This window comes from Streptomyces sp. NPDC020747, from assembly GCF_044334695.1.
Lineage (GTDB): Bacteria > Actinomycetota > Actinomycetes > Streptomycetales > Streptomycetaceae > Streptomyces.
On the sequence record NZ_JBIRTJ010000002.1, the window covers coordinates 499944 to 526913 of the forward strand.

Below are 26970 nucleotides of genomic sequence, written 5' to 3' on the forward strand. Positions count from 1 at the left end.
GCTGCGCTCAACTCTCCATCCCCCGGGGGAAGAACAAAGATGACCAGTCCAACCAAGGCCGAGGGCTCCGGGCCGTCGATCGCCTTGGACCCCGAGCTTGAGACGAACGCCGAGGCCGCCAAGAGCGGGAAGCTCGAAGGGCGTTCGCCTGGGCAGTTGATGTGGCAGCGCTTCAAGCGTGACCGTACAGGGATGTTCTGTGCCGGCGTAGTTATTTTCTACTTCGTCATCGCCCTGCTGGCGCCGGTGATCGCGGCGGTGTACGGCAAGGACCCGTACACGCTGTACGGCCAGGACTCCACGTACGCGGATTCGCCCGTGCTGGACGACTTCGGGCTTCCCCTGGGCTACTTCGGCGGTGTCTCGGCGGATCACTGGTTCGGTGTCGAGCCGCAGTACGGTCGCGACCTCTTCACCATGCTGCTGTACGGCATGCGCACCTCGCTGTTCATGGCGCTCGGCGTGACCACGTTGATGATGATCACGGGTGTGATCGTCGGACTCGTCGGCGGTTACCTCGGCGGCAAGACCGACTACTGGCTCGGCCGCCTCACCGACTTCTTCCTCTCGTTCCCGCAGCAGCTGTTCTTCATCGCCTTCATGCCGGTGGTGACCGCGTTCTTCGTGGACCCCCGGGAGGAGACCCCCACGTACTTCCGGGCGTTGGCGATCCTGATCGTGCTGTGGCTGCTGGGCTGGATGGGTATGTCGAGGCTGGTCCGTTCCACCGTGCTCTCCCTGCGGGAGCGGGAGTTCGTGGAAGCCGCCAAGGTGTCGGGCGCCTCGCCCTGGCGGATCGTGCGCAAGGAGATCCTGCCGAACGTCGTGACGCCGATCCTGGTGCAGACGACGTATCAGCTGCCCAGCACGATCCTGTCCATCGCGTTCCTGTCCTTCGCCGGTGTCGGTTTCGTCGAACCGACCCCGGACTGGGGGCGACTGTTCGCCGCCGGTGCCAAGTACGCCGAGCAGGACCCTGCGTTCATGTTCTTCCCGGGCGTGGCGTTGGTGATCTTCGTCCTGTGTTTCAACCTCCTCGGAGACTCCGTACGGGACGCTTTCGACCCCAAGTCCGGGCGGTAATCGTCCATTGGTGGGGGGTGACTGCCGCCCCCGCGTCGGCCTACCAGCCGCGTCAGGCAGTACTCATGGATATCAACCGACAGGTAGGTGCATTCGCCTCATGAAGTCCCTCAACTCGCGCAGAACGCGGGCCATGGTCGTCGCGATAGCGGCCGGTTCGCTCGCGCTCACGGGCTGCTCCGAGAACAAAGGCGGCAGCTCCGACAAGGACTCCAAGAAGGATCAGAAGGAGGCGGCCGTCCAGTCGAAGGCCGTCACCTACGGCGACGCCGCCGCGTCGACCGGCCCCGCAGAGCCGGTTGCCGGGGCCAAGAGCGGTGGGACCATTCAGGTCTATCAGGAGCAGGGCCTCACGCACCTGGACCCGGGCCAGATCTACGTCTCGGACGCCGGTCAGGTCGCCAACCTGCTCTTCCGCGGTCTGACCAACTTCGAGGAGGACGGCAAGGGCGGTGTCTCGGTCGTGGGTGACCTCGCGACCGACTCGGGCAAGTCCTCCGACGGGGGCAAGACCTGGACGTTCACCCTCAAGGACGGCGTCAAGGACGAGAACGGCACCGCCATCACCTCGGCCGATGTCCGGCACACCGTCGAGCGCCAGTACGCGTCGTTCATCTTCGACGGTCCGACCTACCTGCAGACCTGGCTGAGTGGCCCCAAGTACCGCGAGGCACTGCCGGACGGCGGCTTCGGCAAGAAGCACCTGCCGGACGACGTGCTGGAGACTCCGGACGCCAAAACGGTCGTCTTCCACTTCAAGACGCCGCAGACCGACCTCCCGCAGACGCTGGCCATGCCGGGCTACACCATCGTGCCGGAGAAGACCGACACGAAGGCGAAGTACGACAAGGCCCCGGTCTCGACCGGCCCGTACAAGATCGCCGAGTACAAGGTCGGCAAGACCCTCAAGCTCGTGAAGAACGAGAACTGGGACCCGAAGACCGACTCCGTGCGCCAGCAGTACGTGGACGGCTTCAACTTCGACTTCGGTGTGACCGAGTCGACTCAGACCAGCCGTCTGATCGCCGACCAGGGTGACAGCAAGGACGCCATCCAGCTGACCGGCAGCGTCGAGGCCACCAAGATCCAGGACGTCATCAAGACCGCGTCCGTCAACAAGCGCACGATCAAGGGCTACCAGCCCTACGTCATGGCGCTGAACTTCAACCTGGACCGGGTCAAGAACAAGAAGGTCCGCGAGGCCATCGCCTACGGTGTGAACTCCAAGTCGCTCATCGCCGGTGAGGGCGGTGCCTATGGCGGTGACGTGGCCCCGAACCTGTTCGCCCCGACCCTGCCGGGCTACGAGGCCAAGTACGACCCCTACGGCCGTCTGAAGACGCCGAGTGGCAACATCGCGAAGGCCAAGGAACTCCTGAAGGGCGTTCCGGCCGCCGAGAAGAAGCTCGTCTTCGCCTACAGCAACAACGAGCAGGGCCAGAAGCGCAAGGTCGCCATCGAGGACGCGCTGAGCAAGATCGGCATCGACGTCGTCTCCAAGGAAGTCGACGCCGCCAGCTACAGCGAGCAGGTCGGCAAGCTCGACAACCCGTACGACATGTACATCAACGGCTGGGGCCAGGACTGGCCGTCGCCGGCCACGGTCGTCACGCCGATCTACGACGGTGACCAGGTCGCCGACGGTTCGCCGAACTACTCGCACATGAACGACTCGCACGTCAACAGCCTCATCAAGAAGGCGCTGACCCAGGAGCCGACAGAAGCTGCGGCGACTTGGAAGGAAGCGCACCACTACACCCTGGAGAAGGTCCTCCCGGGCGCTCCGCTCTGGTACACCAAGCAGTTCCAGCTCTACGGTTCGAACATCGGCGGTGCCCGCTACAGCACCGAGTCGAGCTACATCGACGTCACCCGACTGTTCCTGAAGTCGTAACTCTGTACGGCTGATCGCGGGGGTGCGCACCAGGCGGAGCGCACCCCCGCGGTTCCGTGAAACCGCCCCCACCGTCTCCGCAGAGAGCAGCCCTCCCGCCATGTTTCAGTTCATCCTCCGGCGCACGGCCGGTGCCGTCATCACCCTGTTCCTCATCGGCGCCGCCACGTTCTTCCTCTTCGTCGCCGCACCGTCCGACTACGCCTCCCTGGCCTGTGGCAAGGACTGCTCGCCCGCGAGACTGGAAGACATCCGTCACGCGCTCGGGCTCGACCAGCCCATCGCGCAGCAGTTCTGGGACTTCATGTCCGGCATCATCGTCGGCCGCGACTTCCCCGACGGTCACTGCGCCGCTCCCTGCCTCGGCCAGTCCTTCTACTCGGGCGACTTCGTCTGGGACACCATCATGGACCGCTTCCCGCTGACCGTCTCGCTGACCATCGGCTCCATGGTCGTCTTCCTGGTCGTCGGTGTCGGCGCGGGCATGCTGGCCGCGTACAAGCGTGGTTCCACGGTGGACAAGGTCGCCACGGGCGCGTCCATGGTGCTCAGCTCGTTCCAGATCTACTTCCTGGGCCCGATCGCGCTGACGGTCCTCGTCTACAGCACAGGCTGGATGGAGGACCCCAAGTACGTACCCATCACCGAGGACCCGGTCGGCTGGCTCGTCGGGCTGTCCATCCCCATGGTCGTGATGGCCACCATTTTCACCGCGCAGTACACGCGTATGGCACGCTCCTCGATGATCGAGCAACTGCAGGAGGAGCACGTCCGCACCGCCCGTGCCAAGGGCATGGCCCAGAAGTACGTGTTCTTCCGCTACGCCTGGCGCGGCTCGCTCATCCCGATTGTCACCGTCCTCGGTATCGACATCAGCGCTCTGCTCGGTGGTGGCGTCGTCACCGAACTGACCTTCTCCCTCCAGGGGATCGGCCGCCTCGCCGTGGACGGCGCACAGCACAAGGACCTCCCGCTGACGATGGGCGTCATGCTGTTCGGGGCCTTCTTCATCCTGATCCTGAACATCCTCGTCGACATCGTGTACGCCGTCGTCGACCCGCGCGTCCGGCTCTCCTAGGAAGAACGAACCACCGTGACCACACTGACCAAGACCGAGGGCTCACCGGCCCCGACCGGCCCGGAGAAGTTCGTCTCGGTCCGCGATCTGAAGGTGCAGTTCTCCACCGAGGACGGCATCGTCAAGGCGGTCGACGGGCTCTCCTTCGACGTCGAGCGCGGTAAGACCCTGGGCATCGTCGGCGAGTCGGGCTCCGGCAAGTCCGTCACCAACCTGACGATCCTCGGCCTGCACAACCCGAGGAGCACCACCGTCGAGGGCGAGATCGTCCTGGACGGCAAGGAACTCGTCACGGCCACGGAGAAGGAACTGGAGCGGCTCCGCGGCAACAAGATGGCGATGATCTTCCAGGATCCGCTGACGGCTCTCTCGCCGTTCTACACCGTGGGCCGCCAGCTCTCCGAGCCGTACATGAAGCACACCGGCGCCTCCAAGAAGGAGGCCAAGGTCCGGGCCGTCGAGATGCTGGAGAAGGTCGGCATCCCGCAGCCCAAGACCCGCTTCGACGACTATCCGCACCAGTTCTCGGGCGGTATGCGTCAGCGCGCGATGATCGCCATGGCGCTGATGTGCGACCCCGACCTGCTGATCGCCGACGAGCCGACCACCGCGCTCGACGTGACCGTGCAGGCGCAGATCCTCGACCTGCTCAGAGACCTCCAGCAGGAGTTCGGCACCGCGATCATCTTCATCACCCACGACCTCGGCGTCATCTCGAACATGGCAGACGACCTGCTCGTGATGTACGCGGGCCGGGCCGTGGAGCGCGGTAGCGTGCGCGACGTGCTGCGCTCGCCCAAGCACCCGTACACGTGGGGCCTGCTCAGCTCGATGCCGCGCCTGGACGGCGACATCCACGAGATGCTGACGCCGATCCCCGGCTCGCCGCCCTCGCTGCTCAACCCGCCCTCGGGGTGCCCCTTCCACCCGCGCTGCGCCTTCAAGGACGAGGTGCCGGGCACCAGTTGCACGGACGACCGTCCTTCGTTGGCCGACGGCCGTGCCGCCGCGTGCCATCTCACGGCCGAGCAGAAGCAGACCATCTTCATCGACCAGATCCAGCCCCGGCTGCGCTAGGGAGAACCGAGACATGAGCGACAACCTCACCCTCCCGGCACAGCAGGGTCCTACCGACACGGCGAAGGAAACGCTGCTCAAGGTCGAGGGTCTGACGAAACACTTCCCCATCTACGGTGGGTTCCCGATCAAACGGAAGGTCGGCGCGGTGCAGGCCGTCGACGGGGTCGACCTGACCGTCGGCGTCGGCGAGAGCGTCGGCCTGGTCGGCGAGTCCGGCTGCGGCAAGTCGACGACGGGCCGGCTCATCACCCGCCTCCTGGAGCCGACCGCCGGCAAGATCACCTATGCGGGCCAGGACATCTCGCATGCATCGCGCAGGCAGATGGCACCCGTGCGGTCCGAGATCCAGATGATCTTCCAGGACCCGTACTCCTCGCTCAATCCGCGGCAGACCGTCGGCACCATCATCAAGTCGCCGATGGATGTCAACGGGATCAACCCGGAGGGCGGCGTCGAGAAGCGCGTACGTGAGCTGCTTGAACTCGTCGGCCTCAACCCCGAGCACTACAACCGCTTCCCGCACGAGTTCTCCGGCGGTCAGCGTCAACGCATCGGCGTGGCACGGGCGTTGGCACTGAACCCGAAGCTGATCGTGGCGGACGAGCCGGTCTCCGCCCTGGACGTGTCGATCCAGGCGCAGGTCGTGAACCTTCTCCAGAAGGTCCAGGAAGAGATGGGCATCGCCTTCCTCTTCATCGCCCACGACCTGGCGATCGTGCGGCACTTCACTCAGCGGCTCGCGGTGATGTACCTCGGCAAGGTGGTGGAGGTCGGCGACCGCGACTCGATCTACAACCGGCCCCGTCACCCGTACACTCACGCCCTGCTGTCGGCGGTTCCGGAGGTCGCCCTCGACGACGAGCCCCTTGACCGCGAGCGGATCCGGCTCTTCGGTGACGTCCCCTCGCCGATCCACCCGCCGTCCGGCTGCCGCTTCCGCACCCGCTGCTGGAAGGCGCAGGACAAGTGCGCCACGGAGGAGCCCCCGCTGGTCCAGATCTCCGGGAACCGCGCGGGCCACCTGACGGCCTGCCACTTCCCGGAGGACCCGACGACGGAGGCCCGCGAAGAAGACATCGTCCTGGACCCGGCGCTGGTGGCGCTGGAGAAGGACGCGGAGTAGTCGACCTTCGGCCGCGCGGAGCAGGGAGGGGTTGAAGGTGTTCGCCCCCGCCGCCCTTACCCATTCCCGTCCCTTACTCAGGGGCTCCGCCCCCGAACCCCCACTCCTCAAACGCCGGACGGGCTGATCTTCAGCCCGTCCGGCGTTTGAGGACGAGGCCGTCCAGGCCGATTCGGGGGTCTGGAGGTGGAGCCCAAGGGCTGGGACGGGTAGGGGCGGCGGGGGCGGAAACCGTTCGACATTCCCAGGACTGTCGGCGATGCTCCTCGCGATGACTCGCGACGAGGCCCCTGGAGGAGCCAGTTGAGCCGGCTGAACCCCAGCATCCACAGCCTCACCTTCGACTGCACCGGAGACCCGTACGACCTCGGGCTGTTCTGGAGCGAACTGCTAGGCCGGCCACTGGCCGACGACGACAAGCCCGGTGACCCGGAGGCGCTCATCCAGGACCCCGACGGCGGCCCGAGGCTGCTCTTCGTCCGGGTCCCGGAGGGCAAGACGGCCAAGAACCGCATCCACTTCGATCTCAGGCCGAGGGGACGCACGCGGGCGGAGGAGGTCGAGCGGGCTCTTACCCTCGGCGCCCGCCAACTTGCCGACCACACACGGCCGGACGGTGGGGGCTGGGTCATGATGGCTGACCCCGAAGGCAATGAATTCTGTGTGGAGCGAGGGGAGTTGGGCTGAGTGCCTGATCTCCGCCTGGAGAAGGTGACACCGGACAATGTCGACGCCGCGTGCCGCCTCGCGGTGCGCTCCGACCAGGAGCGGTTCGTGGCTCCGGTGGTGAAGTCGCTGGCCGAGGCCTATGTGCAGCCGGAGGTCGCCTGGCCTCGCCTGGTCTTCGCCGGCGAGGAACTCGTCGGCTTCGTGATGGCCTTCTTCGATGTCCGCTTTGACCCGGAGAACTCGGACGACCGTCCCCGTTCCGGCCTTTGGCGGCTGAACATAGCCGACGGCCAACAGGGGCGTGGGTACGGCCGCTTCGCCGTGGAGTCCGTGCGCGAGGAGATCCGCAGGCGTGGCCAGTCGCGCGTCACGGTGACCTGGGCGCAGGGGGAGAGAGGACCGGAGCGGTTCTACGTCAAGCTCGGATTCCGCCGCACCGGTGAGATGAGCGGAGACCAGGTCGTCGGTGAACTGGACCTGCCCACGAGCTGAGTGCGCCCGAGAGGCCCGAGAACGATGGCCCGTGCGTCTCCAGAGGGGCCCGACGGGATCTTCACTCTGGGGGACCTGACGTTCGAGGGCTACCCCTTCAGCTCGACCCCGCCTTGCCGTAACGGCGGAAGGCTCCGGTCTCCACACTCCACGGGCCGAAGGGCGCCGTATCGCCGAAGATGTACGGGTCCTTGACCTGGTAGCGGTCCTTGCAGGGGGCCGAGTGCACTTCGATGGTGCCGGTGCGCGGGTCGACGATCATGTAATGGCCGATGCCCATAGCCGGATACTCGGCCAGTTTCTCCGTGTAGTCGTTGTCCGGGTCGGAAGGCGAGACGATCTCGACGACCGCCAGCACCTGAGTGGCGTCGACGGCGAGGCCCTCCTCGTCGAGCACGTCTTCGGGGATGACGACCGCGTCCGGGCGCCGCATGCGGCCGATCGACGGGTGCTCGATCTCGGGCCCTCATCAAGTGTGCGCTGAGTCCCAGCGACACACCGTGAACCCGGCGTGTCGCTGGGACTCTCGCGACAGTTGCCTCGCCCTACGGATTCGCCGCGAGCGTCTGCCGGGGTTCGGGAGCCTCGTCCCTGACCTCCGGATAGTGGCAAGCCGTAAGATGCCCCACCCCATCCCCCTCGACCCGCGCCAGCGTCGGCGTCTCCGTCGCGCATCTCTCCGTCGCCTTCCAGCAGCGGGTGCGGAAGCGGCAGCCGGAGGGTGGGTTGAGGGGGGAGGGGACGTCTCCGGTCAGGCGGATGCGTGTGCGGGCGGCCGGGATGTGTGATGCCGTCGCCTCCGGGACCGCGGACAGGAGCGCCCGTGTGTACGGGTGCCGCGGATTCTCGTACAGGTCGTCGCGGTCGGCCGTCTCGACGATGCGGCCGAGGTACATCACGGCGACGCGCTGCGAGAAGTGGCGGACGATCGCAAGGTCGTGGGCGATGAAGACGAACGCGATGCCCAGGTCCCTCTGCAGGGTCTGGAGGAGGTTCACCACTTGGGCCTGGATCGACACGTCCAGGGCGGAGACCGGCTCGTCCGCCACGATGAGCCTCGGGTTCAGAGCCAACGCCCTTGCCACGCCGATCCGTTGGCGCTGGCCGCCGGAGAACTCGTGCGGGAAGCGGTTGTAGTGCTCCGGGTTGAGACCGACGATCTCCAGGAGTTCGCGGGCGCGCGTCTCGCGGCCGCCCTTCGGGTCGATGCCGTTGATCTCCATGGGGGCGGAGACGATCTTCCCGACCGTGTGCCGCGGGTTCAGCGAGGCGTACGGGTCCTGGAAGATCATCTGGATCTCGGAGCGGACCGGCGCCAGGTCCTTGCGCGAGGCGTGCGTGATGTCCTGGCCCGCGTACGTGATCCTCCCCGCCGTCGGTTCCAGGAGGCGGGTGATGAGCCGGCCCGTCGTCGACTTGCCGCAGCCGGACTCGCCGACCAGGCCCAGGCTCTCTCCCTCGGCGACGCGGAGGTCGAGCCCGTCGACCGCCTGCACCGCGCCCACCGTACGGCGGACGGGGAAGCCGCCCCGTACCGGGAAGTGCTTGGTGAGCCCGGTGACGTCCAGGAGGGGCACCGGGTCCGGGTCCGTGCTGATCATGATCGTGAAATACCTTCTCTCGTAAGCCGGTTGGACGTGTGCGTCAGTTGGACGTGTGTGTCAGTGGGGCTGCGGCGTCGCGTAGTCGACGAAGAACTCGCGGCGCTGGTCGGCGGTGAGGTGGCAGGCCGTGCCGCGACCGCCGCCGTTGATCTCCAGTGGCGGGCTGTCCGTGGCGCACTGCCCGCCGTGGACCTTCTCCGCGAACGCGCACCGCGGGTGGAAGCGGCAGCCGGAGGGCGGGTTGAGCAGCGAGGGCGGCAGACCCGGGATCGGCGACAACGGCACGTCGACCGGTCCGTCGAGGCTCGGCATCGAACCCAGCAGACCCCAGGTGTACGGGTGTTGGGGCGTCCGCAGCACCTGGTTGCGCGTACCCCGCTCCACGCAGCGGCCGCCGTACATGACCAGTACGTCGTCGGCGATGTTGGCGATGACGCCCAGGTCGTGGGTGATGAAGACGATCGCCGTGCCGAACTCCTGCTGGAGGTCCTTGAGGAGGTCCATGATCTGGGCCTGGACCGTCACGTCCAGGGCCGTGGTCGGTTCGTCCGCGATCAGCAGTTGCGGGTCGCAGACCAGGGCCATGGCGATCATCGCGCGCTGGCGCATACCGCCCGAGAACTGGTGCGGATAGTCGTCCACCCGGAGGTCGGGCTGCGGGATGCCGACCCGCCGGAGCATCTCGACCGACCGTGCCCGCGCCTCGTGCCGGGACGCCCCGGTGTGCTTGCGGTACGTCTCGCCGATCTGCTTGCCGACCGTGTGGAAGGGCGAGAGGGAGGCCAGCGCGTCCTGGAAGATCATGGACATCGTGTTGCCGCGCAGCCGCTCCAGTTCCCGCTCGGTCGCGGTCAGGAGATCCTTCCCGGCGAGCAGGATCTCGCCGTCCACGTCGGTGTGTTCGCGGTCGTGCAGGCCGAGGACCGCCATGCTGGTGACGGACTTGCCCGAGCCGGACTCGCCCACGATGCCCAGCGTCCTGCCCTCGGCCAGGTCGAAGGAGAGCCCGTCGACGGCCCTGACGAGGCCGTCCTCGGTGGAGAAGGCGACCCGCAGGTCGCGTACGGAGAGGAAGGGGGTGCTCATGAGGTCGACCTCTCCTAGGCGAGCCGGATCCGCGGGTCGATGAGGGCGTACACGGCGTCGACGACGATGTTGGCGACGACGATCGCGGCGGCCGCGGTGAGGACGACACCGAGCAGCAGCGGCAGGTCGTTGTCCCGTACGGCCTTGATGGACAGCGCGCCGATGCCGTGCAGTCCGAACGTCTCCTCGGTGATGATCGCGCCGCCGAGGAGATAGCCGATGTCGAGGCCGAAGATCGTGACGATCGGGCCCATCGCACCCCGCCAGGCGAACCGGAAGAACACCGTCCGGCGGGACAGGCCCTTGGCGCGGGCCGTGCGCACATAGTCCTCGCTGAGGGTCTCCACGAGCTGGGAGCGGGTCATCCGCGTGTAGTTGGCCGTGAAGATCAGTGCGAGGACCAGCCACGGCAGCAGCAGCCCCTTGAACCAGGCAGCCGGATCCTGGGTGAACCCCGTGCTGTCCTGCGGCCGGGGGAGCAGATGCCACTGGTCGGAGAGGTAGTACATCGCGACCACACCCACGATGTAGATCTGCAGCGACGAACCGACCAGCGAGGCGGAGGACGCGATCTTGTCCAGCGCCTTGCCCTGCTTGACCGCCGCGATCATGCCCGTACCGACACCGAAGACGACGAACACCACCGTGCTGCCGATGGAGAGCGAGAGCGTCGTCGGGAAACGGTCGGTGATCAGGCCGAGCACCGGCTCGTGGTTGGTGAACGAGTAGCCGAGACACGGGGCGGGACAGTGCCCGAGCCCCGAGTAGTCCCGGCCGGCGAACACGCCCACGAGCCAGTGCCAGTACTGGACCGGCAGCGGGTCGGAGATCCCGAGGTTGTGCCGGACCAGCGCGAGTGTCTGGGGCGTGCAGAGCTTGCCGCAGGCGGCGCGGGCCGGGTCCCGCGGGGCGACGTAGAAGAGCACGAAGGTGAGGGCGCTGATGATCAGGAGGATCAGCAGCGCGCCGAGCGTCCGACGGACGAGGAAGCGGAACATGGCGATGCGATTCCCTGGTGGCCTCAGGCCTTGGCGTACAGCTTGTAGAGGATGAACGCCGAGAACAGCGGGTCGAACTCGGCCCCGCCCACCTTGTCCCCGTACAGGTAGTAGCGGCGCTTGTACGTCTCGGGGATGATCGGCGCCTCCTTCTCCATGATCTGCCGGTCCAGCGCGGCCCAGGCGGCGTTGGCCTTGGTCGCGTCCGGGATGACGGCGTCCTTCTTGATCGCCGCGTTCACCCAGGGCACGTTCAGCTGGGAGACGTTGTTGGCGCCGTTGGCGATCGTGGTGCCGTCGAAGAGGGGCTGGAGGAGGGTGTAGCCGGTGGGCCAGTCCGGGGACCAGCCGAACCACATCACGTCGAACTGGTTGTCTATCTGCTGCACCTGGTCGTAGTAGCTGGTCGACTCGACCGGCTTCACGACCGGGTCGAAGCCTGCCTCCTTGAGGGCGGCGGCGATGACGACCTTGGTCTTGTCGTACGCGTCGTCGGCGCCCTGCGGATAGGTGTAGACGATCTTCTGGCCGAGCTTTCCGGCCTCCTTGAGCAGGGCCTTCGCCTTCGCCGTGTCACCCTGCGGCTTGGTCAGCTTGCCGTAGATGTCGAACTTCACCCGGCCGGCGATGTCGGGGGAGAGGACGGTGGTGGCGTAGTCGCCCGCGGACGGGCCGCCGTAGATCCGGCGGATCTGCTCCAACGGCCAGGCGTAGTTGAGCGCCTGACGCACCTTCACATCGGTGATCCGCTTGCAGTTGATGGCGTAGTAGTAGAGGCCGGTCAGCAGTCCGTTGACGCTACGGGCCTTCAGGTCGGCCGTGCCGAGCACCTTCTGGATGCGCTCGGCCGGCACCCCGCTGTACGCCATGACCGCGTACTGGTCGTCCCCGGAGTCGGCGATCAGGCGGTCCGTGGCCTGGAGCGCCTCGGGGCCGAACTCGAAGACGAAGGAGTCCGGGTAGGCGTTGCGGATCGCGTCCGTCGCCGGGTCCCAGTGGGTGTTGCGCACCAGCGTCAGGGACTTGTCGACCGAGTGCTGCTTGATCCGGTACGGGCCGCAGGAGACCGGGTCCTTGTCGTACTTCTCCTTGGTGTCGTGCTTGACGGGCACCGCGCCGTAGGACTGCATCGCCAGCGTCCAGTTGAGGTCCGGCCGGGCTTCCTTCAGGTGGAAGGTGATGGTCTTCTTCGCGGTGTCCGTGACGACCGAGCTGAGGTGCTTGCCGCCGTACGGGCCCTTGTAGACCGAGCGGAAGTCGTTCGTGCCGGTCAGCGCGGACTGGAGGTAGGTGGCCCCCTCGGTGGTGAAGCTCGCGAAGCCGCGCTCGATGCCGTGGCGTACGTCGTCCACGGTGAGCTCGCTGCCGTCCTCCCACTTCAGCCCGTCCTTCAGGGTGAAGGTCCAGGTCTTGCCGCCGTCGGACATGGTGCCGGTGTCGGTGGCGAGGTCGCCGACCAGCTTCATGGCGCCGCCGGAGGCGATCTTGTAGCCGGTCAGACAGCGGATGTAGAGGTTGCCGACCGTGGAGTTCCACGCGAAGTAGATGCGCTGCGGGTCGAGGTGGGAGAAGTCGTCCGGCCCCAGCGGGTGGATCGTGCCGCCCTTGCGCGCCCCGGTGATCTCGGGGGCGGGGCCTTTGGAGTCGTCCGCCGTGCCGACGGTCACCGCGGAGTACTTGGCGGTGCTCGTCGAGCCACCACCACCCGTACCGCCACCGCCCCCACCACTGCTGCAGGCCGAGAGAACCATCGACCCACCGGCCGCGACCGAGGTGGCGATGACGAAGTTTCTGCGCGAGATAGACATGGGTGTCCTGCCTGAATCAGGGAGAGGGGAGGAGAGGAGAGGGGGGCGCCCCTGAAAAGGGAGGGGCGCGGGGATGTATCGATGTGCGGCTCCGCCGCGTGGCCGCGATCGGCCACAACGGACCCGCAGGTACGTGACGGCGACCGGCGGAGCTATCGGCGGCGGGTCTTCGGATCCAGCGCGTCCCGAACGGAGTCGCCGAGAAGGTTGAAGGCGATCACGAAGATCACCATCGTCAGTCCGGGAAAGAGCATGTAGGTGATGTCGTTCTGATAGACCTGCGCCCCGCGCTGGATCATCACGCCCCAGTCGGGGGTGGGGTCGCTCAGTCCCACCCCGAGGAAGGCGAGCGCCGCCTCCGTGGTGACGTACATCGGCAGCGCGAGAGTCGCCTGGATGAGGATCGGCGTCCACAGGTTCGGCAGCAGCTCCTTGAAGATGATCCGGGCCGGCGACGCACCGGTCACCTTGGACGCCTCCACGAACTCCCGCTCGCGCAGGGCCAGTACCTCGCCGCGCAGCAGCCGGGCGATCGGCGCCCAGCCGAACGCGGTCATCACCGAGATCAGGCTGACCACCGTGAGCCAGGTCGGGGTGGCGTCCTCCGGTGAGACGAGGATCGAGATCATCACGGGCCAGAAGGCGATGAAGAAGAGCGTGGAGGGGAAGGCCAGCAGGATGTCGATGACCCGGCCCACCAGGTAGTCGGTCCGGCCGCCGAGATAGCCGGCCGTGAGCCCGACGACGATGCCCAGCAGGGTGACCAGCACGGTCGTCACCGTGGCGATCAGCAGCGAGTTGCGGATGCCGTAGAGCAGCAGCGTGAAGACGTCCCGCCCGAGCTGCGGTTCGACGCCGAACCAGAAGTCGCCGCTGATACCGCCGTTGGGCCGGACGGGGAAACCGAAGTCGTTGAGCAGACCCGCCGTGTTCTGGCCGTACGTCGTGTACGGATTCTTGCCGTACAGCCTGGCGATCAGCGGGGCGCCGATTCCGGCGACGAAGAAGACCACCACCACGTAGGCCGAGACCACACCTGTGCGGTCGCGCTTGAAGCGCAGCCAGGCGAGCCGGCCGGGGGAGCGGCTGTCACCGCCTCTGGGCGGGGTCTTCGGCGCCGTGGGTACGGCGTCTTCGGCCACCACCATGGGTGCGGTCGTGGCAGAGGGTGTAGGCGAGGTCATCGTGCTCCTGGCCCGAACTGTCATGCGGGTCTGCGGGATGCGACCCACGGGCTAGCGCGACCATTTCAACGCCGTTCAGGCAGCGTCAATGGAACGTTGACGGCTTTGATCTGGTCTTTTGCCGTTTGACCTGAGGGTGGCCGCCCGCTTGGTGTGGCTTGGTACTGCCATGACCAAAGCGAGGTCCGATATGCGGTTCGCCATGTTTCGGCATACGTGCATTCGGAGGGTGTTCCCACTCGTAAGAGTGGGATGAATGGGCGTTAAGTACTTTATGCCCCGATATTGGGCGCTGAAGGCACAGCGCTCCCGCGCCGGAGCCACAGCGCACGAAGAGGAGGCACTCCATGCGTGGAGCCACGCACGCCAGATGGGCCGCATGCGCGGCGGCGGTAGCTCTCGCCGCGACGGCCTGTGGGGACGACGGGGGCGGCGACAGCGGCGGTGGCGACGGCTCCGGGATCGTGAGCTCCTCGTGGGGTGACCCGCAGAACCCGCTGGAGCCGGCCAACACCAACGAGGTGCAGGGCGGCAAGGTCCTCGACATGCTCTTCCGCGGTCTGAAGCGCTACGACGCCAAGACCGGCAAGGCCAACGACATGCTCGCCGAGAAGATCGAGAGCTCGGACTCGCAGAACTTCACCGTCACCGTCAAGACCGGCTGGAAGTTCAGCAACGGCGAGGCCGTCGACGCCAAGTCGTTCGTGGACGCCTGGAACTACGGCGCCAGCCTCAAGAACAACCAGAAGAACGCGTACTTCTTCGGGTACATCGACGGCTACGACAAGACGCACCCGGAGGACGGCAGCAAGCAGACGGCCGACACCCTCTCCGGTCTCAAGGTCACGGGGCCCAACACCTTTACGGTCAAGCTCAACCAGAAGTTCTCGACCTTCCCCGACACCCTCGGCTACTCGGCCTTCTCCCCGCTGCCGCAGGCGTTCTTCGACGACCACGCGGGCTGGCTGAGCAAGCCGGTCGGCAACGGCCCGTACACCATCGACTCGTACGCCAAGGGCTCGGTGATGAAGATGCGCCAGTGGGTGCAGTACCCGGGCGAGGACAAGGCGGAGAACGGCGGTGTGGACCTCAAGGTCTACACCGACAACAACACCGCCTACACGGACCTGATGGCCGACAACCTCGACCTCGTCGACGACGTGCCCGCCTCCCAGCTCAAGAACGCCAAGAGCGACCTCGGCGACCGGTACATCAACACGCCCGCCGGCATCATCCAGACCCTCGCCTTCCCGTTCTACGACAAGGCCTGGGACAAGGCCGGCATGGAGAAGGTCCGCACGGGCCTGTCCCGGGCCATCGACCGCGAGCAGATCACCGAGACCATCTTCCAGAAGACGCGCACGCCCGCCACCGACTGGACCTCGCCCGTCCTCGGCGAGGCAGGCGGCTTCAAGGAGGGGCTGTGCGGTGACGCCTGCGAGTACGACCCCGAGGAGGCCAAGAAGCTGATCGAGGAGGGCGGCGGGCTGCCCGGCGGCCAGGTCAAGATCTCGTACAACGCGGACACCGGCTCCCACAAGGAGTGGGTGGACGCCGTCTGCAACTCCGTCAACAACGCGCTGGACAACGACAAGGCCTGCGTCGGCAACCCCATCGGCACCTTCGCCGACTTCCGCAACCAGATCACCCAGTCCAAGATGTCGGGCCCCTTCCGGGCCGGCTGGCAGATGGACTATCCGCTGATCCAGAACTTCCTGCAGCCGCTGTACTACACCAACGCCTCGTCCAACGACGGCAAGTGGACCAACGCCGAGTTCGACAAGCTCGTCGACGAGGCCAACGCGGAGACCGACCAGGCCAAGGCCGTCGACCTCTTCCAGCAGGCCGAGGAGGTCCTGCGGGACGACATGGGCGCCATCCCGCTCTGGTACCAGAACGGCAGCGCGGGCTACTCGGAGCGGGTCTCCGACGTGGCGCTCAACCAGTTCAGCGTCCCCGTCTACAACGAGATCAAGGTCAGCTGAGCCGCGGGGGCACCCGTCGACACACGGGTGCCTTCGCCTACCTCCGGAGCCCTCATGGGACGGTATGTGATCCGGCGTCTGCTGCAGATGATCCCGGTCTTCTTCGGCGCCACCCTGTTGATCTTCCTGATGGTGAACGTGATGGGCGACCCCATCGCGGGCCTGTGCGGCGACCGGCAGTGCGACCCCGCCACGGCCACCCAGCTGCGCAAGGAGTTCGGCCTCGACAAGCCCCTGTGGCAGCAATACGTGACGTACATGGGCAACGTCTTCACCGGGGACTTCGGCACCGCGTTCAACGGTCAGGAGGTCACCGAGCTGATGGCGTCCGCCTTCCCGGTCACCATCCGGCTCACGATCGTCGCGATCCTCTTCGAGATCGTCATCGGCATCACGCTCGGCGTCGTCACCGGACTGCGCCGCGGCCGTCCCGTCGACACCGGCGTCCTGCTGGTCACCCTCGTCGTCATCTCCGTGCCGACCTTCGTCACCGGTCTGCTGCTCCAGCTGCTGCTGGGCGTCGAGTGGGGCTGGATCAGTCCGTCCGTCTCCCCGGAGGCCCCCTTCGACGAGCTGATCGTGCCGGGCCTGGTGCTCGCGTCCGTCTCCCTCGCGTACGTGACCCGGCTGACCCGCACCTCCATCGCGGAGAACCGCCGCGCCGACTACGTCCGTACGGCCGTCGCCAAGGGACTGCCCCGGCACCGGGTCATCACCCGGCATCTGCTGCGCAACTCGCTGATCCCGGTGGTCACCTTCATCGGCACCGACATCGGCGCGCTGATGGGCGGCGCGATCGTCACCGAGCGCATCTTCAACATCCACGGCGTCGGCTTCCAGCTCTACCAGGGCATCCTGCGCCAGAACACCCAGACCGTCGTCGGCTTCGTGACCGTCCTCGTGCTCGTCTTCCTGGTGGCCAACCTGCTGGTCGACCTCCTCTACGCCGTACTCGACCCGAGGATCCGCTATGCCTGAACCGATGCCGCGTGAGCCGCACCTGTCGGGCGGGGGCCGGGCCCCGGAGGACGGCGCCATCGCCGCGACGGGCATGGGCGGCGCGATGGACCTGGCCACGGCGGAGGCCGAGACCCTGGAGAAGCGACCGGACGGACCGGACGGCACGGGCCCCGGGGAGAAGCCGCGCTCCCTCTGGTCCGACGCCTGGCGCGACCTGCGCCGCAACCCCGTCTTCATCATCTCGGCGCTCATCATCCTGTTCCTGCTCTTCATCTCCCTGTGGCCCGGGGTGATCGCCACCCAGAACCCGCTCAAGTGCGACCTCGCCAAGGCCCAGGAGGGCTCCCAGCCGGGACATCCCTTCGGCTTCAACGGCCAGGGCTGCGACGTCTACACCCGCACGGTGTACGGGGCCCGGGTGTCCGTCACCGTCGGTGTGTGCGCCACGCTCGGGGTCGCGATCCTCGGCTCGGTGCTCGGCGGGCTCGCCGGGTTCTTCGGCGGGGTGTGGGACGCGATCCTGTCCCGGATCACCGACATCTTCTTCGCGATCCCCGTCGTCCTCGGCGGTCTGGTGCTGCTGTCCGTGGTCACCAGCTCCACGGTCTGGCCGGTGATCGGGTTCATGGTGCTGCTCGGCTGGCCGCAGATCTCCCGTATCGCCCGGGGGTCCGTCATCACCACCAAGCAGAACGACTACGTCCAGGCGGCCCGGGCGCTGGGCGCCTCCAACTCGCGGATGCTGCTGCGGCACATCACGCCCAACGCCATCGCCCCGGTCATCGTCGTGGCGACCATCGCGCTCGGTACGTACATCTCGCTGGAGGCGACTCTCTCGTACCTCGGGGTCGGTCTGAAGCCGCCCACCGTGAGCTGGGGCATCGACATCTCATCGGCGTCCCAGTACATCCGCACGGCGCCGCACGCGCTCCTGTGGCCGGCCGGGGCCCTCGCTGTCACCGTCCTCGCGTTCATCATGCTCGGCGACGCGGTGCGCGACGCCCTCGACCCGAAGCTGAGGTGATGGCCGTGCTGCTCGAAGTGCGCGATCTGCACGTGGAGTTCAGGACCAGGGACGGAGTGGCCAAGGCCGTCAACGGCGTCTCCTACAGCGTCGACGAGGGCGAGACGCTCGCCGTGCTCGGCGAGTCCGGCTCCGGCAAGTCCGTGACCGCCCAGGCCATCATGGGCATCCTCGACACCCCGCCCGGGAAGATCACCGCGGGCGAGATCCTCTTCCAGGGCGAGGACCTCCTGAAGTTCAAGGAGGAGGAACGGCGCAGGGTCCGCGGCGCCCGGATGGCGATGATCTTCCAGGACGCCCTGTCGTCCCTGAACCCGGTGCTCAGCGTCGGCGCCCAGCTCGGCGAGATGTTCACCGTCCACCAGGGCATGTCCAGGAAGGCCGCCAAGGCCAAGGCGATCGAGCTGATGGAGCGGGTGCGCATCCCGGCCGCGGCCGCCCGCGTCGGCGACTACCCCCACCAGTTCTCCGGCGGAATGCGCCAGCGCATCATGATCGCCATGGCGCTGGCCCTCGAACCGGACCTGATCATCGCCGACGAACCCACCACCGCCCTCGACGTCACCGTCCAGGCCCAGGTCATGGACCTCCTCGCCGAGCTCCAGCGCGAGCTCAACATGGGGCTCATCCTCATCACCCACGACCTCGGCGTGGTCGCGGACGTCGCCGACCGGATCGCCGTGATGTACGCGGGCCGGATCGTCGAGTCCGCCCCGGTCCACGACATCTACAAGGCCCCCGCGCACCCCTACACGAAGGGCCTCCTGGAGTCGATCCCGCGGCTCGACCAGAAGGGCAAGGAGCTGTACGCCATCAAGGGCCTGCCACCGAACCTCATGCGCATCCCGCCCGGCTGCGCCTTCAACCCGCGCTGCCCGCTCGCCCAGGACGTCTGCCGGACCGACGTACCGCCGCTGTACGAGGTGACCGAGGCGGGCACGGACCGCGTGAGCGCCTGCCACTTCTGGCGGGAGTGCCTCCATGGCTGAGCCGATCCTCCAGGTACGGGGCCTGGTCAAGCACTACCCGCTCACCCAGGGCATCGTCTTCAGGAAACAGATCGGCGCGGTGAAGGCCGTCGACGGCGTCGACTTCGAACTCGCCGCGGGCGAGACCCTGGGCATCGTCGGCGAGTCCGGCTGCGGCAAGTCCACGGTCGCCAAGATGCTGGTCAACCTGGAGAAGCCGACGGCCGGCGAGATCGCGTACAAGGGCGAGGACGTCACCAGGCTCTCCGGCCGCGCCCTGAAAGCCGTGCGCCGCAACATCCAGATGGTCTTCCAGGACCCGTACACCTCGCTCAACCCGCGCATGACCGTCGGCGACATCATCGGGGAGCCGTACGAGATCCACCCCGAGGTCGCGCCGAAGGGCGACCGGCGCCGGAAGGTCCAGGACCTGCTGGACGTGGTCGGGCTCAACCCGGAGTACATCAACCGCTATCCGCACCAGTTCTCCGGCGGCCAGCGCCAGCGCATCGGCATCGCCCGCGGCCTGGCCCTGCGCCCCGAGATCATCGTCGCCGACGAGCCGGTGTCCGCCCTCGACGTGTCGGTGCAGGCCCAGGTCATCAATCTGATGGACCGGCTCCAGAGCGAGTTCGACCTGTCGTACGTGTTCATCGCGCACGACCTCTCGATCGTGCGGCACATCTCCGACCGGGTCGGCGTGATGTACCTCGGGCGGATCGTGGAGATCGGCAGGGACGCCGAGATCTACGACCACCCGACGCATCCCTATACACAGGCCCTGCTGTCCGCCGTGCCCGTCCCGGACCCCGAGGCCCGCGAGCACCGGGAGCGGATCATCCTCTTCGGCGACGTGCCCTCACCGGCGAACATCCCCTCCGGCTGCCGCTTCCGCACCCGCTGCTGGAAGGCCCAGGAGCGCTGCGCCCTGGAGGTGCCGCTGCTCGCGGTGCCCGCGGAGTTCCGGTACGAGGCGGCCGGTGCCGCGGCCCACGACTCGGCGTGCCACTTCGCGGAGGAGAAGCAGGTGGTCCCACCGGAGGAGCCGACGGACGAGACCCCTGACGAGCCGACGGACGGCATGAAATAGCATGACAAATGCGCATCAACTTCGTTAACACGCAGGCAACTTGGCCGACCCGATACCGATATACGGACGCGTCAGTCTGAACAGCGTACGGCCGTGCGGGTGCCGTAGACCGGCCGGGGCGCGCCATGTCTCCCCGGCCGGTCGCATCTCCGCACCAGTCTCTACACCAGGTTGAGGGACCGCTTCAGGAAGTCCACCTGGAGCAGCAGCAGATTCTCCGCGACCTGCTCCTGCGGGGTCATGTGCGTGACCCCCGACAGCGGCAGCACCTCGTGCGGACGGCCCGCGGCCAACAGCGCGGAGGACAGCCGCAGCGAGTGCGCGACCACCACGTTGTCGTCGGCGAGACCGTGCACGATCATCATCGGCCGGACCGGCTCGGCGGCCCCCACCAGGCCGTCGTCGTCGATCAGCGAGTTCGCCGCGTACACCTCCGGCTGTGTGTTCGGATCGCCCAGATACCGCTCGGTGTAGTGGGTGTCGTACAGCCGGTGGTCCGTCACCGGCGCGCCCACCACGCCCGCGTGGAAGACGTCCGGGCGGCGCAGCACCGCGAGCCCCGCGAGATAGCCGCCGAACGACCAGCCGCGGATCGCCACCCGGCCCAGGTCCAGCGGGAAGCGTTCGGCGAGCGCCCGGAGCGCGTGGATCTGGTCGTCGAGGACGACCGCCGCGAGATCATCCTTGATCGACTTCTCCCAGGCCGGCGAGCGGCCCGGCATGCCCCGCCCGTCCGCGACGATCACGGCGAACCCCTGGTCGGCGAACCACTGAGGGGTCAGATACGCGTTGTGCGCGGCCAGCACGCGCTGCCCGTGCGGTCCGCCGTACGGGTCCATCAGCACCGGCAGTGGACCGTCGGTGTAGTCCGTGGGGAGCAGAACGGCGCACGGCACACGGCGCTCGCCCGCCTCCGTGAGCGTCACGCGCGGGCTCAGGCCGGGGTCTTCGGCGTACGAGGCCACGGTCGCCGCGGTCCCCCAGCCTCCGGCCGGGGGGACCCCCATCTCCCTTCGGTCGCCGCCCCGCAGCACCTGCACCTCGGCGCCCGGTTTGCCCGGCACGGCCGACACGAGCACGGTCACACCGCCCGCGCGCACCGCCGAGTGGACGCCGGGTTGCTGTGAAATCCGTTCCACACCAAGGTCGTTGACCCGGTAGACGTGCACCTCGCCGATCTCCGGGGCGGCCGCCGCCTCGCCGGCCGACGCGGAGACCAGCACGTCGTCGTCCGACACGTCGAGCACCGCTCGCACATGCAACTGCTGTCCTGTCAGCGGGCGTTCACCCACCGCCAGCACGCGCGCCCCGCCCTCGTCGGCGATCCGCACGAGTTGTCCGCTCGGACTCCAGCTCGGCAGCCCGGGGAAAAGATCAAGCCATTGTGGATCTTCGTCCGCGTGCACCATCCGGGTCGCCCCGGTGTCCGGGTCGACGGCCAGATAGAGCTGGCTCTTCTGGTCGCGCGCCTGGACGAGCAGCAGCGGCGCTCCGGCCGCCGACCAGTGCACCCGCGCGAGATAGGGGTAGCGCGCCCGGTCCCATGCGACCTCCGTGCGCGCCCCTTGGAGGCCGATCACGAAGAGCCGCACCTCCGCGTTGTCCGTCCCGGCCGCCGGATAGGCGACCTGCTGCGGATCCCGCTCGGGATGCGCCGGATCGGAGATCCACCAGCGGCGTACGGGGGCGTCGTCGGCCCGGGCGACCAGCAGCCGGTCCGACTCCGGCGACCACCAGAAACCGCGCGAACGGCCCATCTCCTCGGCCGCGATGAACTCGGCGAGACCGTAGGTGACCGTGTCGGACTCCGGCTCCACGAGCGCCCGGTCGTCCTCCCTCTCGGCGCCGACGACCCTGAGGGCACCCCCGGAGACGTACGCGACGAGCCGTCCGTCGGGGGACGGGCGGGGGTCCAACACCGGCCCGGGAACCCGCAGTTCACGTGCCGTGCCCGCCCGCAGCTCCGCGGTGAACAGTCTTCCCGACAGGGCGAAGGACGCCAACTCCACGGCCGCGTCGGTGGCATAGCCGACGATGCCCGCCCCGCCCTCACGGCTGCGCTCGCGCCGGGCCCGCTCCGTCACCGACAACCGCTCCGAGCGGCCTCCGAGCAGCGCCCCCGGATCCGCGGCGGGGCGTTCCTCGCCGTCCGCCACATCGAGAACCCACAGCTGGTTCACCCGGTCCGTACCGGACGAGGACCGCAGGTACACGACACGGGAACCGTCGGGCGCCACGGTGAACGCACGGGGTGCGCCGAGCGTGAAGCGCAGGGTGCGCGCCTGCCGGCGCGGAAAGGAGAGAGGCTCGGTCGTCATGCTCCGACCATATTGGCCATGCGCCCCCTTGTGCGGCCGTGCGCCGATCAATGCGCACGTACGAATAGTTATGATCACTACTGCTGCGTGGGTATCAACCTGCTGGCCGTTGTACGGATTTACTGCCCCCATAGTCCGACCCCCCGCGTCCCTGGGATCCTTGGAGGTGAGCCGCCGTGGCACTCTCGATTTCGGCGGTGGTGCTGCTGGCGATCATCGTCTTCATCCTGATCAAGAAATCAGGGCTGAAGGCGCCTCACGCCATCGTCTGTGTCCTGTTCGGCTTCTATCTAGCCAGCTCGACGATGGCCCCGACGATCAGCGAGGTGACCACGAACATCGCGGACATGGTCGGAGGCATCAAGTTCTGACCCGCCTCGTAGGGTGGGGTCCATGACGGAACTGCCCTCCCGGCGTCTTCTCCTGGTGCACGCGCACCCGGACGACGAGGCGATCAACAACGGCGCGACCATGGCCAGGTACGCGGCCGAGGGCGCCCACGTCACGCTCGTGACCTGCACCCTGGGCCAGCGGGGCGAGGTCATCCCGCCCGGCCTCGCCCACCTGTCGGGCGAGGCCCTCGGCGATCACCGCCGGGCCGAGCTCGCCGAGGCGATGCGCGAGCTCGGGGTGAGTGACTTCCGCTCCCTCGGCGGCCCCGGCCGCTACCACGACTCCGGGATGATGGGCCTGCCCGACAACGACGACCCGCGCTGCTTCTGGCAGGCGGACGTCGACGAGGCGGCCGTGGACCTCGTCCGCGTGATCCGCGAGGTGCGCCCCCAGGTGCTCGTGACGTACGACACGAACGGCGGCTACGGCCACCCGGACCACATCCAGACCCACCGCGTCGCCATGCGCGCCGCCGACCTGGCCGCGGAGCCCGGCTTCCGTCCGGAGCTCGGCGAACCGTGGGCGATCGCAAAGATCTACTGGAACCGCGTACCGCGCACGGTCGCCGAGGAGGGCTTCGCCCGCCTGAAGGACATGCTCGACGAACTGCCGTTCCCCGCCTGTGCCGCCGTCGACGACGTGCCGGGCGTGGCGGACGACTCCCGGATCACCACGGAGATCGACGGCACGCCCTTCGCCGCGGCCAAGGCCGCCGCGATGCGGGCGCACGCCACCCAGATCGAGGTCGTCGAGCCGTGGTTCGCGCTCTCCAACGAGCTCGCGCAGCCGCTGTTCGTCGTGGAGTACTACGAGTTGGTACGTGGCGAGCGCGAAGGACCGGCCCGGGAGACGGACCTGTTCGCCGGGACGGTCGAAAAGGATGAGGGTGTCCGATGAGTCGTCGTGGATGTCCGACACGTAATGAAGTGAGTGGCTGATGAGTACGGCGAACAGGCCGGGTGCGGGCAGCATGCTCGCCGAGCCCCTGCGAGCGCCCTCGGTCGGACGGATCCTCGTCCACCTGGGGCTCTTCGTGCTGGGCGCCGTGGTCGGGGCGGCCGGCGCACTGGTCCAGTCGGGCCTGTTCCCGGGCGGGCTGCTGCTCGCGCTGGTCGGCGCGGCCGGGCTCTTCGTCGGCGGGGGACGCGCGACCGGTGGCCGGGGCGGGGCCGTCGCGCCCGCCGCCGGCTGGATGATCGCCGTCGTCCTGCTCACCGCGAGCCGGCCGGAGGGAGACTTCCTCTTCGCCGCGGGAGCGGGCTCCTACCTCTTCCTGCTCGGCGGAATGGCCGTGGCTGTGATGTGCGCCACCCTTGGCCCGGGGCGGCAACCAGGTGGGCCCGCCGCCCGACTTGGCAAGTGACGTACCACTTCGCCGCGGTGCGCAGGTGCAAGTCCGGTGTGGGTTTCCCCTACGGCCGAAGGTTGCGGGCGACAAGTGGCCAGTATGGTGGTGCGCGCCGCCGAGCCGCCCGAAGCGAGGTCGAGTACACGGGCGGTGGAGCCAACCAGGAGAACCTGCCTTGAGTCGTGAAACTGACAGTCCGTCCTCCGGGCCCAACGGGCGTGGCGGAACCGCATACCCGTCGGGGACTCCGCCGTACGGAACGCCCAAGGCTTCCGACGGCGCCGCCGACAATGGGCGTTCCGCCGGTGACCGGCCGGAACAGCCCAAGACCGAGACCACGCTGACGACACGGATCCGCATCAACATCCCCGGATCCCGGCCCATTCCACCGGTCGTCGTACGCACGCCCGTCGCGGGCGGAGAGTCCTCCGACAGCACGAGTGTGCCCGGACCGGCCCCCGTGGACACCGGGCCGAGCACCGGCGTGGGCGGGCCCGTGGACTCCGACACCGGGTCCCATCCCATGCCCACGGGCTCAGCCGAGGACAAGACCAGCGACTGGTTCGCGCCACGCAAGTCCGGTGCGCCCAAGGGCGGTCCGGGCGGTGGCGGCACCAACGGCGCCGGGACGCCCGGCGGTTCGGGTGCGCCGGGCCCCGGCATGGGTGCCGGAGCGGGAATCGGCGGCTCCGGTGCGCGGCCCTCCGGCTCAGGTGCGCCCAAGGGTGCCGGTGGCGCGGCCAGGCCCGGTGGCTCCCGGCCCGGCGGCACCAACGGCGCGGGGCTGGCCGGCGCGGGCGGTACCGGGCCCGTGGCTCCCGGCCACGGCGGCGGTACCGGTTCCTTCGACGTGTCCGCGGCACTGGCGGCGGGGCCGCTGGGCAGCGGCCCCGGCAACTCGCCGTATCCGACGGACGGCACGGGCGACGGCGGCGGTGAGCAGCGGCGCGACGGGCTTCCCTACTTCTCCGGCGGCGGCCAGGGCGGACCTTCGGGCCCGACCGGCGGTCCGGCCACCGGCGACGGCCTCCTGACACCGCCCGGCGCTGTGCGCGGCGGAGTACCTGGTGGTCCCGGCGGTCCGGGTCTCCCCGGCGGTCCGGGTGGGCCCGGTGGACAGGGCGTTCCCGGTGGGCCCGGCGGTCAGGGCGGACCTGGCGGTCCGCGTGCCCGTGGTGGCATGGGCGACCAGAACGGTCAGGGTGCCGCCGCGTTCCACGGCGCTTCCGCGGGACCGGGCGGTCCGGGCAGCCCCGGCGGACCCGGAGCACCGGACGGCTCGGGCTTCCCCGGCCCCAACGGTGCCCAGAACGGCTCCGGCTTCCCGGGCGGACCCGGCGGACCTGGCGGTCAGAGCGGCTTCCCCGGCCCCAACGGTGCCCAGAACGGCTCGGGTTTCCCGGGTTCCAACGGTGCCCAGAACGGCTCCGGCTTCCCCGGTGGACCTGGTGGTCCCGGCGGTCCTGGAGCCCCCGGCGGTCAGGGCGGCGGACCGGGTGGCCCCGGCGCCTCCGGCTTCCCCGGTGGCAAGGGCGCCCAGCACGGCTCGTCCTTCTCCGGAGGACCTGGTGGCGGGATGAGCGACGACACCGCGATCCTCACCCCGCAGAAGCCCGCCCCCGAACCTGATACGCCGGGCTACGGCACCCCCGGTGAGAACGTCTCCGGACACACGCTGACCAGCGGCATCCCCGTCGTGTCGCCCGCCCCGAACTCCCCGTTCGGACCGGGCGCGCACACCGACGGACCGCTGCCGCACCAGCCCCCGAAGCTGCCCGAACCGGTCTCGCCGGCGGCGCCCGCCGCCTCGCGGACCAAGAAGAAAAAGGGCCGCAACAAGCTGGTGCTCCTGGTCACCGGCGTGGTGACCCTGGGCGGCATCGCGTACGGAGCCGGGCTGCTCATGAACCACTCCGACGTGCCCAAGGGCACCACCGTGCTCGGCGTCGACATCGGCGGCGGCACCCGTGACGAGGCCGTCAAGAAGCTCGACGACGCCTTCAAGGAGCGGGCGGCCAAGCCGCTGCAGCTCTCGGTCGAGGGCGACACCGTCGCGCTCAGGCCGGACCAGGCCGGTCTCCAGCTCGACAGCCAGGCGACGGTACGGTCCGCGGCGGGCAGCGACTACAACCCCGTCTCGGTGATCGGCTCGCTGTTCGGCAACCACCGGGTCGTCGACCCCGCGATGCCCGTCGACGAGGAGAAGCTGACGGCCGCCCTGGAGCGGGCAGCGGGCGGCTCCGGCTCGGCGACCGAGGGCACGATCAAGTTCGAGTCGGGCAAGGCCGTCGCCGTCTACGGCAAGGCGGGCAAGGGCATCGACACCGGACAGTCGACGGAGGCCGTCGAGGAGGCGTACCGCGCCCAGGTGGAGACCGGCAAGGCGGCGACCGTCAAGGTCCCCACCACGGCCAAGGAGCCCAAGGTCACCAAGGCCGAGGTCGACCGCATGATGAAGGCGTTCGCGCAGCCGGCGATGTCGGCCAACGTGACGATCAGGGCCGGCGGGGTGGAGCTCCCGTTCAGCCCGGAGAACTCCCTGTGGAAGTTCCTCGGTGTCAAGGCCAACGCCCAGGGCAAGCTGGTCGAGTACTACGACCTGGAAGCGCTGAAGGAGTTGTACGGCGGCGCGTTCGACGGCGTACTGATCACCCGGGGCAACGGCAAGAAGACCCCCGTGACGCCCCAGGACGTGGTCGGCGCGATGCGCCCGGCGCTCCTCGGCAAGACGGCGGCGGACCGTGTCGGAGTGATCGAGACCAACCCCAGCTAGTCGGCGACCGGT

22 protein-coding genes and 1 pseudogene are annotated in these 26970 nt (G+C 68.4%); 16 read left to right on the forward strand and 7 right to left on the reverse strand.

The window, feature by feature from the left end:
• The first annotated feature begins 39 nt into the window (after positions 1–39).
• From ACH4YP_RS07300 to ACH4YP_RS07330, 7 genes are all read left to right on the forward strand, one after another.
• Positions 40–1083 (forward strand): ABC transporter permease, encoded by a 1044-nt coding sequence (locus ACH4YP_RS07300; RefSeq protein WP_398489762.1) that lies wholly within the window; start codon positions 40–42, stop codon positions 1081–1083.
• 100 nt (positions 1084–1183) lie between these two features.
• Positions 1184–2977, forward strand: coding sequence for an ABC transporter substrate-binding protein (locus ACH4YP_RS07305; RefSeq protein ID WP_398489764.1), 1794 nt, complete (start codon positions 1184–1186; stop codon positions 2975–2977).
• 100 nt (positions 2978–3077) lie between these two features.
• Positions 3078–4055: an ABC transporter permease gene (locus tag ACH4YP_RS07310; RefSeq protein WP_361069844.1), complete on the forward strand. Its 978-nt coding sequence runs from the start codon at positions 3078–3080 to the stop codon at positions 4053–4055.
• 15 nt (positions 4056–4070) lie between these two features.
• On the forward strand, positions 4071–5132 hold the full coding sequence (locus ACH4YP_RS07315; protein WP_361069847.1) for an ABC transporter ATP-binding protein: 1062 nt from the start codon (positions 4071–4073) through the stop codon (positions 5130–5132).
• Between the two features lie 13 nt (positions 5133–5145).
• Positions 5146–6258 (forward strand): oligopeptide/dipeptide ABC transporter ATP-binding protein, encoded by a 1113-nt coding sequence (locus ACH4YP_RS07320; protein WP_361069850.1) that lies wholly within the window; start codon positions 5146–5148, stop codon positions 6256–6258.
• A gap of 312 nt (positions 6259–6570) precedes the next feature.
• Entirely contained in the window at positions 6571–6945 is a 375-nt protein-coding gene (locus ACH4YP_RS07325; RefSeq protein WP_398490033.1) for a VOC family protein, read from the forward strand.
• Positions 6946–7419 (forward strand): GNAT family N-acetyltransferase, encoded by a 474-nt coding sequence (locus ACH4YP_RS07330; RefSeq protein WP_398489765.1) that lies wholly within the window; start codon positions 6946–6948, stop codon positions 7417–7419.
• A 97-nt stretch (positions 7420–7516) separates the two neighbouring features.
• Here the strand turns inward: ACH4YP_RS07330 and ACH4YP_RS07335 are convergent.
• The 6 genes and pseudogenes from ACH4YP_RS07335 to ACH4YP_RS07360 form a co-directional block, all read right to left on the reverse strand.
• A pseudogene (locus ACH4YP_RS07335) lies at positions 7517–7885 on the reverse strand (Uma2 family endonuclease); the annotation flags it as partial.
• A gap of 79 nt (positions 7886–7964) precedes the next feature.
• On the reverse strand, positions 7965–9020 hold the full coding sequence (locus ACH4YP_RS07340) for an ABC transporter ATP-binding protein (protein ID WP_398489767.1): 1056 nt from the start codon (positions 9018–9020) through the stop codon (positions 7965–7967).
• Between the two features lie 60 nt (positions 9021–9080).
• Complete coding sequence (locus ACH4YP_RS07345) at positions 9081–10109, reverse strand: ABC transporter ATP-binding protein (protein ID WP_398489768.1); 1029 nt, start codon at positions 10107–10109, stop codon at positions 9081–9083.
• A gap of 14 nt (positions 10110–10123) precedes the next feature.
• Complete coding sequence (locus ACH4YP_RS07350; RefSeq protein WP_398489770.1) at positions 10124–11107, reverse strand: ABC transporter permease; 984 nt, start codon at positions 11105–11107, stop codon at positions 10124–10126.
• 23 nt (positions 11108–11130) lie between these two features.
• Positions 11131–12915: an ABC transporter substrate-binding protein gene (locus tag ACH4YP_RS07355; protein ID WP_361070194.1), complete on the reverse strand. Its 1785-nt coding sequence runs from the start codon at positions 12913–12915 to the stop codon at positions 11131–11133.
• A gap of 152 nt (positions 12916–13067) precedes the next feature.
• Positions 13068–14099 (reverse strand): ABC transporter permease, encoded by a 1032-nt coding sequence (locus ACH4YP_RS07360; RefSeq protein WP_361070197.1) that lies wholly within the window; start codon positions 14097–14099, stop codon positions 13068–13070.
• A gap of 347 nt (positions 14100–14446) precedes the next feature.
• Here ACH4YP_RS07360 and ACH4YP_RS07365 point away from each other — a divergent pair, with 347 nt between their 5' ends.
• Genes ACH4YP_RS07365 through ACH4YP_RS07385 form a run of 5 tightly spaced genes read left to right on the forward strand, consistent with a single transcriptional unit; the run spans position 14447 to position 20126 of the window.
• Positions 14447–16084 carry an ABC transporter substrate-binding protein gene (locus tag ACH4YP_RS07365; RefSeq protein WP_398489772.1) on the forward strand — a complete coding sequence of 546 codons (1638 nt, stop codon included), beginning with the start codon at positions 14447–14449 and terminating at the stop codon, positions 16082–16084.
• A gap of 54 nt (positions 16085–16138) precedes the next feature.
• Positions 16139–17062 (forward strand): ABC transporter permease, encoded by a 924-nt coding sequence (locus ACH4YP_RS07370; protein WP_143636607.1) that lies wholly within the window; start codon positions 16139–16141, stop codon positions 17060–17062.
• Positions 17055–18068, forward strand: a complete 1014-nt coding sequence (locus ACH4YP_RS07375) for an ABC transporter permease (RefSeq protein WP_361070204.1) — start codon at positions 17055–17057, stop codon at positions 18066–18068. Before ACH4YP_RS07370 ends, ACH4YP_RS07375 begins: the two co-directional genes overlap by 8 nt.
• 5 nt (positions 18069–18073) lie before the next feature.
• On the forward strand, positions 18074–19057 hold the full coding sequence (locus ACH4YP_RS07380; RefSeq protein WP_398489774.1) for an ABC transporter ATP-binding protein: 984 nt from the start codon (positions 18074–18076) through the stop codon (positions 19055–19057).
• Positions 19050–20126, forward strand: a complete 1077-nt coding sequence (locus ACH4YP_RS07385) for an ABC transporter ATP-binding protein (RefSeq protein ID WP_398489776.1) — start codon at positions 19050–19052, stop codon at positions 20124–20126. The genes ACH4YP_RS07380 and ACH4YP_RS07385 overlap by 8 nt, the downstream gene beginning before the upstream one ends.
• Positions 20127–20287: 161 nt before the next feature.
• Here the strand turns inward: ACH4YP_RS07385 and ACH4YP_RS07390 are convergent, their stop codons facing one another.
• Positions 20288–22444, reverse strand: coding sequence for a prolyl oligopeptidase family serine peptidase (locus ACH4YP_RS07390; protein ID WP_398489777.1), 2157 nt, complete (start codon positions 22442–22444; stop codon positions 20288–20290).
• A gap of 176 nt (positions 22445–22620) precedes the next feature.
• On the opposite strand from ACH4YP_RS07390, the gene ACH4YP_RS07395 reads away from it, so the two are divergent.
• The 4 genes from ACH4YP_RS07395 (at position 22621) to ACH4YP_RS07410 (ending at position 26958) form a co-directional block, all read left to right on the forward strand.
• Entirely contained in the window at positions 22621–22815 is a 195-nt protein-coding gene (locus tag ACH4YP_RS07395; protein WP_359719782.1) for a hypothetical protein, read from the forward strand.
• 22 nt (positions 22816–22837) lie between these two features.
• Entirely contained in the window at positions 22838–23734 is an 897-nt protein-coding gene (gene mshB, locus ACH4YP_RS07400; protein WP_398489779.1) for an N-acetyl-1-D-myo-inositol-2-amino-2-deoxy-alpha-D-glucopyranoside deacetylase, read from the forward strand.
• 40 nt (positions 23735–23774) lie between these two features.
• Positions 23775–24200, forward strand: a complete 426-nt coding sequence (locus ACH4YP_RS07405; RefSeq protein WP_361070218.1) for a DUF6113 family protein — start codon at positions 23775–23777, stop codon at positions 24198–24200.
• Between the two features lie 160 nt (positions 24201–24360).
• Positions 24361–26958, forward strand: coding sequence for a hypothetical protein (locus tag ACH4YP_RS07410; protein WP_398489781.1), 2598 nt, complete (start codon positions 24361–24363; stop codon positions 26956–26958).
• Positions 26959–26970 lie beyond the last annotated feature (12 nt).

Coding starts and splice junctions, on each gene's coding strand:
- ACH4YP_RS07300 (WP_398489762.1), top strand. CDS start 40: ATGACCAGTCCAACCAAGGCCGAGGGCTCCGGGCCGTCGATCGCCTTG.
- ACH4YP_RS07305 (WP_398489764.1), top strand. CDS start 1,184: ATGAAGTCCCTCAACTCGCGCAGAACGCGGGCCATGGTCGTCGCGATA.
- ACH4YP_RS07310 (WP_361069844.1), top strand. CDS start 3,078: ATGTTTCAGTTCATCCTCCGGCGCACGGCCGGTGCCGTCATCACCCTG.
- ACH4YP_RS07320 (WP_361069850.1), top strand. CDS start 5,146: ATGAGCGACAACCTCACCCTCCCGGCACAGCAGGGTCCTACCGACACG.
- ACH4YP_RS07340 (WP_398489767.1), bottom strand. CDS start 9,020: ATGATCAGCACGGACCCGGACCCGGTGCCCCTCCTGGACGTCACCGGG.
- ACH4YP_RS07345 (WP_398489768.1), bottom strand. CDS start 10,109: ATGAGCACCCCCTTCCTCTCCGTACGCGACCTGCGGGTCGCCTTCTCC.
- ACH4YP_RS07350 (WP_398489770.1), bottom strand. CDS start 11,107: ATGTTCCGCTTCCTCGTCCGTCGGACGCTCGGCGCGCTGCTGATCCTC.
- ACH4YP_RS07355 (WP_361070194.1), bottom strand. CDS start 12,915: ATGTCTATCTCGCGCAGAAACTTCGTCATCGCCACCTCGGTCGCGGCC.
- ACH4YP_RS07360 (WP_361070197.1), bottom strand. CDS start 14,099: ATGACCTCGCCTACACCCTCTGCCACGACCGCACCCATGGTGGTGGCC.
- ACH4YP_RS07365 (WP_398489772.1), top strand. CDS start 14,447: ATGCGTGGAGCCACGCACGCCAGATGGGCCGCATGCGCGGCGGCGGTA.
- ACH4YP_RS07370 (WP_143636607.1), top strand. CDS start 16,139: ATGGGACGGTATGTGATCCGGCGTCTGCTGCAGATGATCCCGGTCTTC.
- ACH4YP_RS07375 (WP_361070204.1), top strand. CDS start 17,055: ATGCCTGAACCGATGCCGCGTGAGCCGCACCTGTCGGGCGGGGGCCGG.
- ACH4YP_RS07385 (WP_398489776.1), top strand. CDS start 19,050: ATGGCTGAGCCGATCCTCCAGGTACGGGGCCTGGTCAAGCACTACCCG.
- ACH4YP_RS07390 (WP_398489777.1), bottom strand. CDS start 22,444: ATGACGACCGAGCCTCTCTCCTTTCCGCGCCGGCAGGCGCGCACCCTG.
- mshB (WP_398489779.1), top strand. CDS start 22,838: ATGACGGAACTGCCCTCCCGGCGTCTTCTCCTGGTGCACGCGCACCCG.
- ACH4YP_RS07405 (WP_361070218.1), top strand. CDS start 23,775: ATGAGTACGGCGAACAGGCCGGGTGCGGGCAGCATGCTCGCCGAGCCC.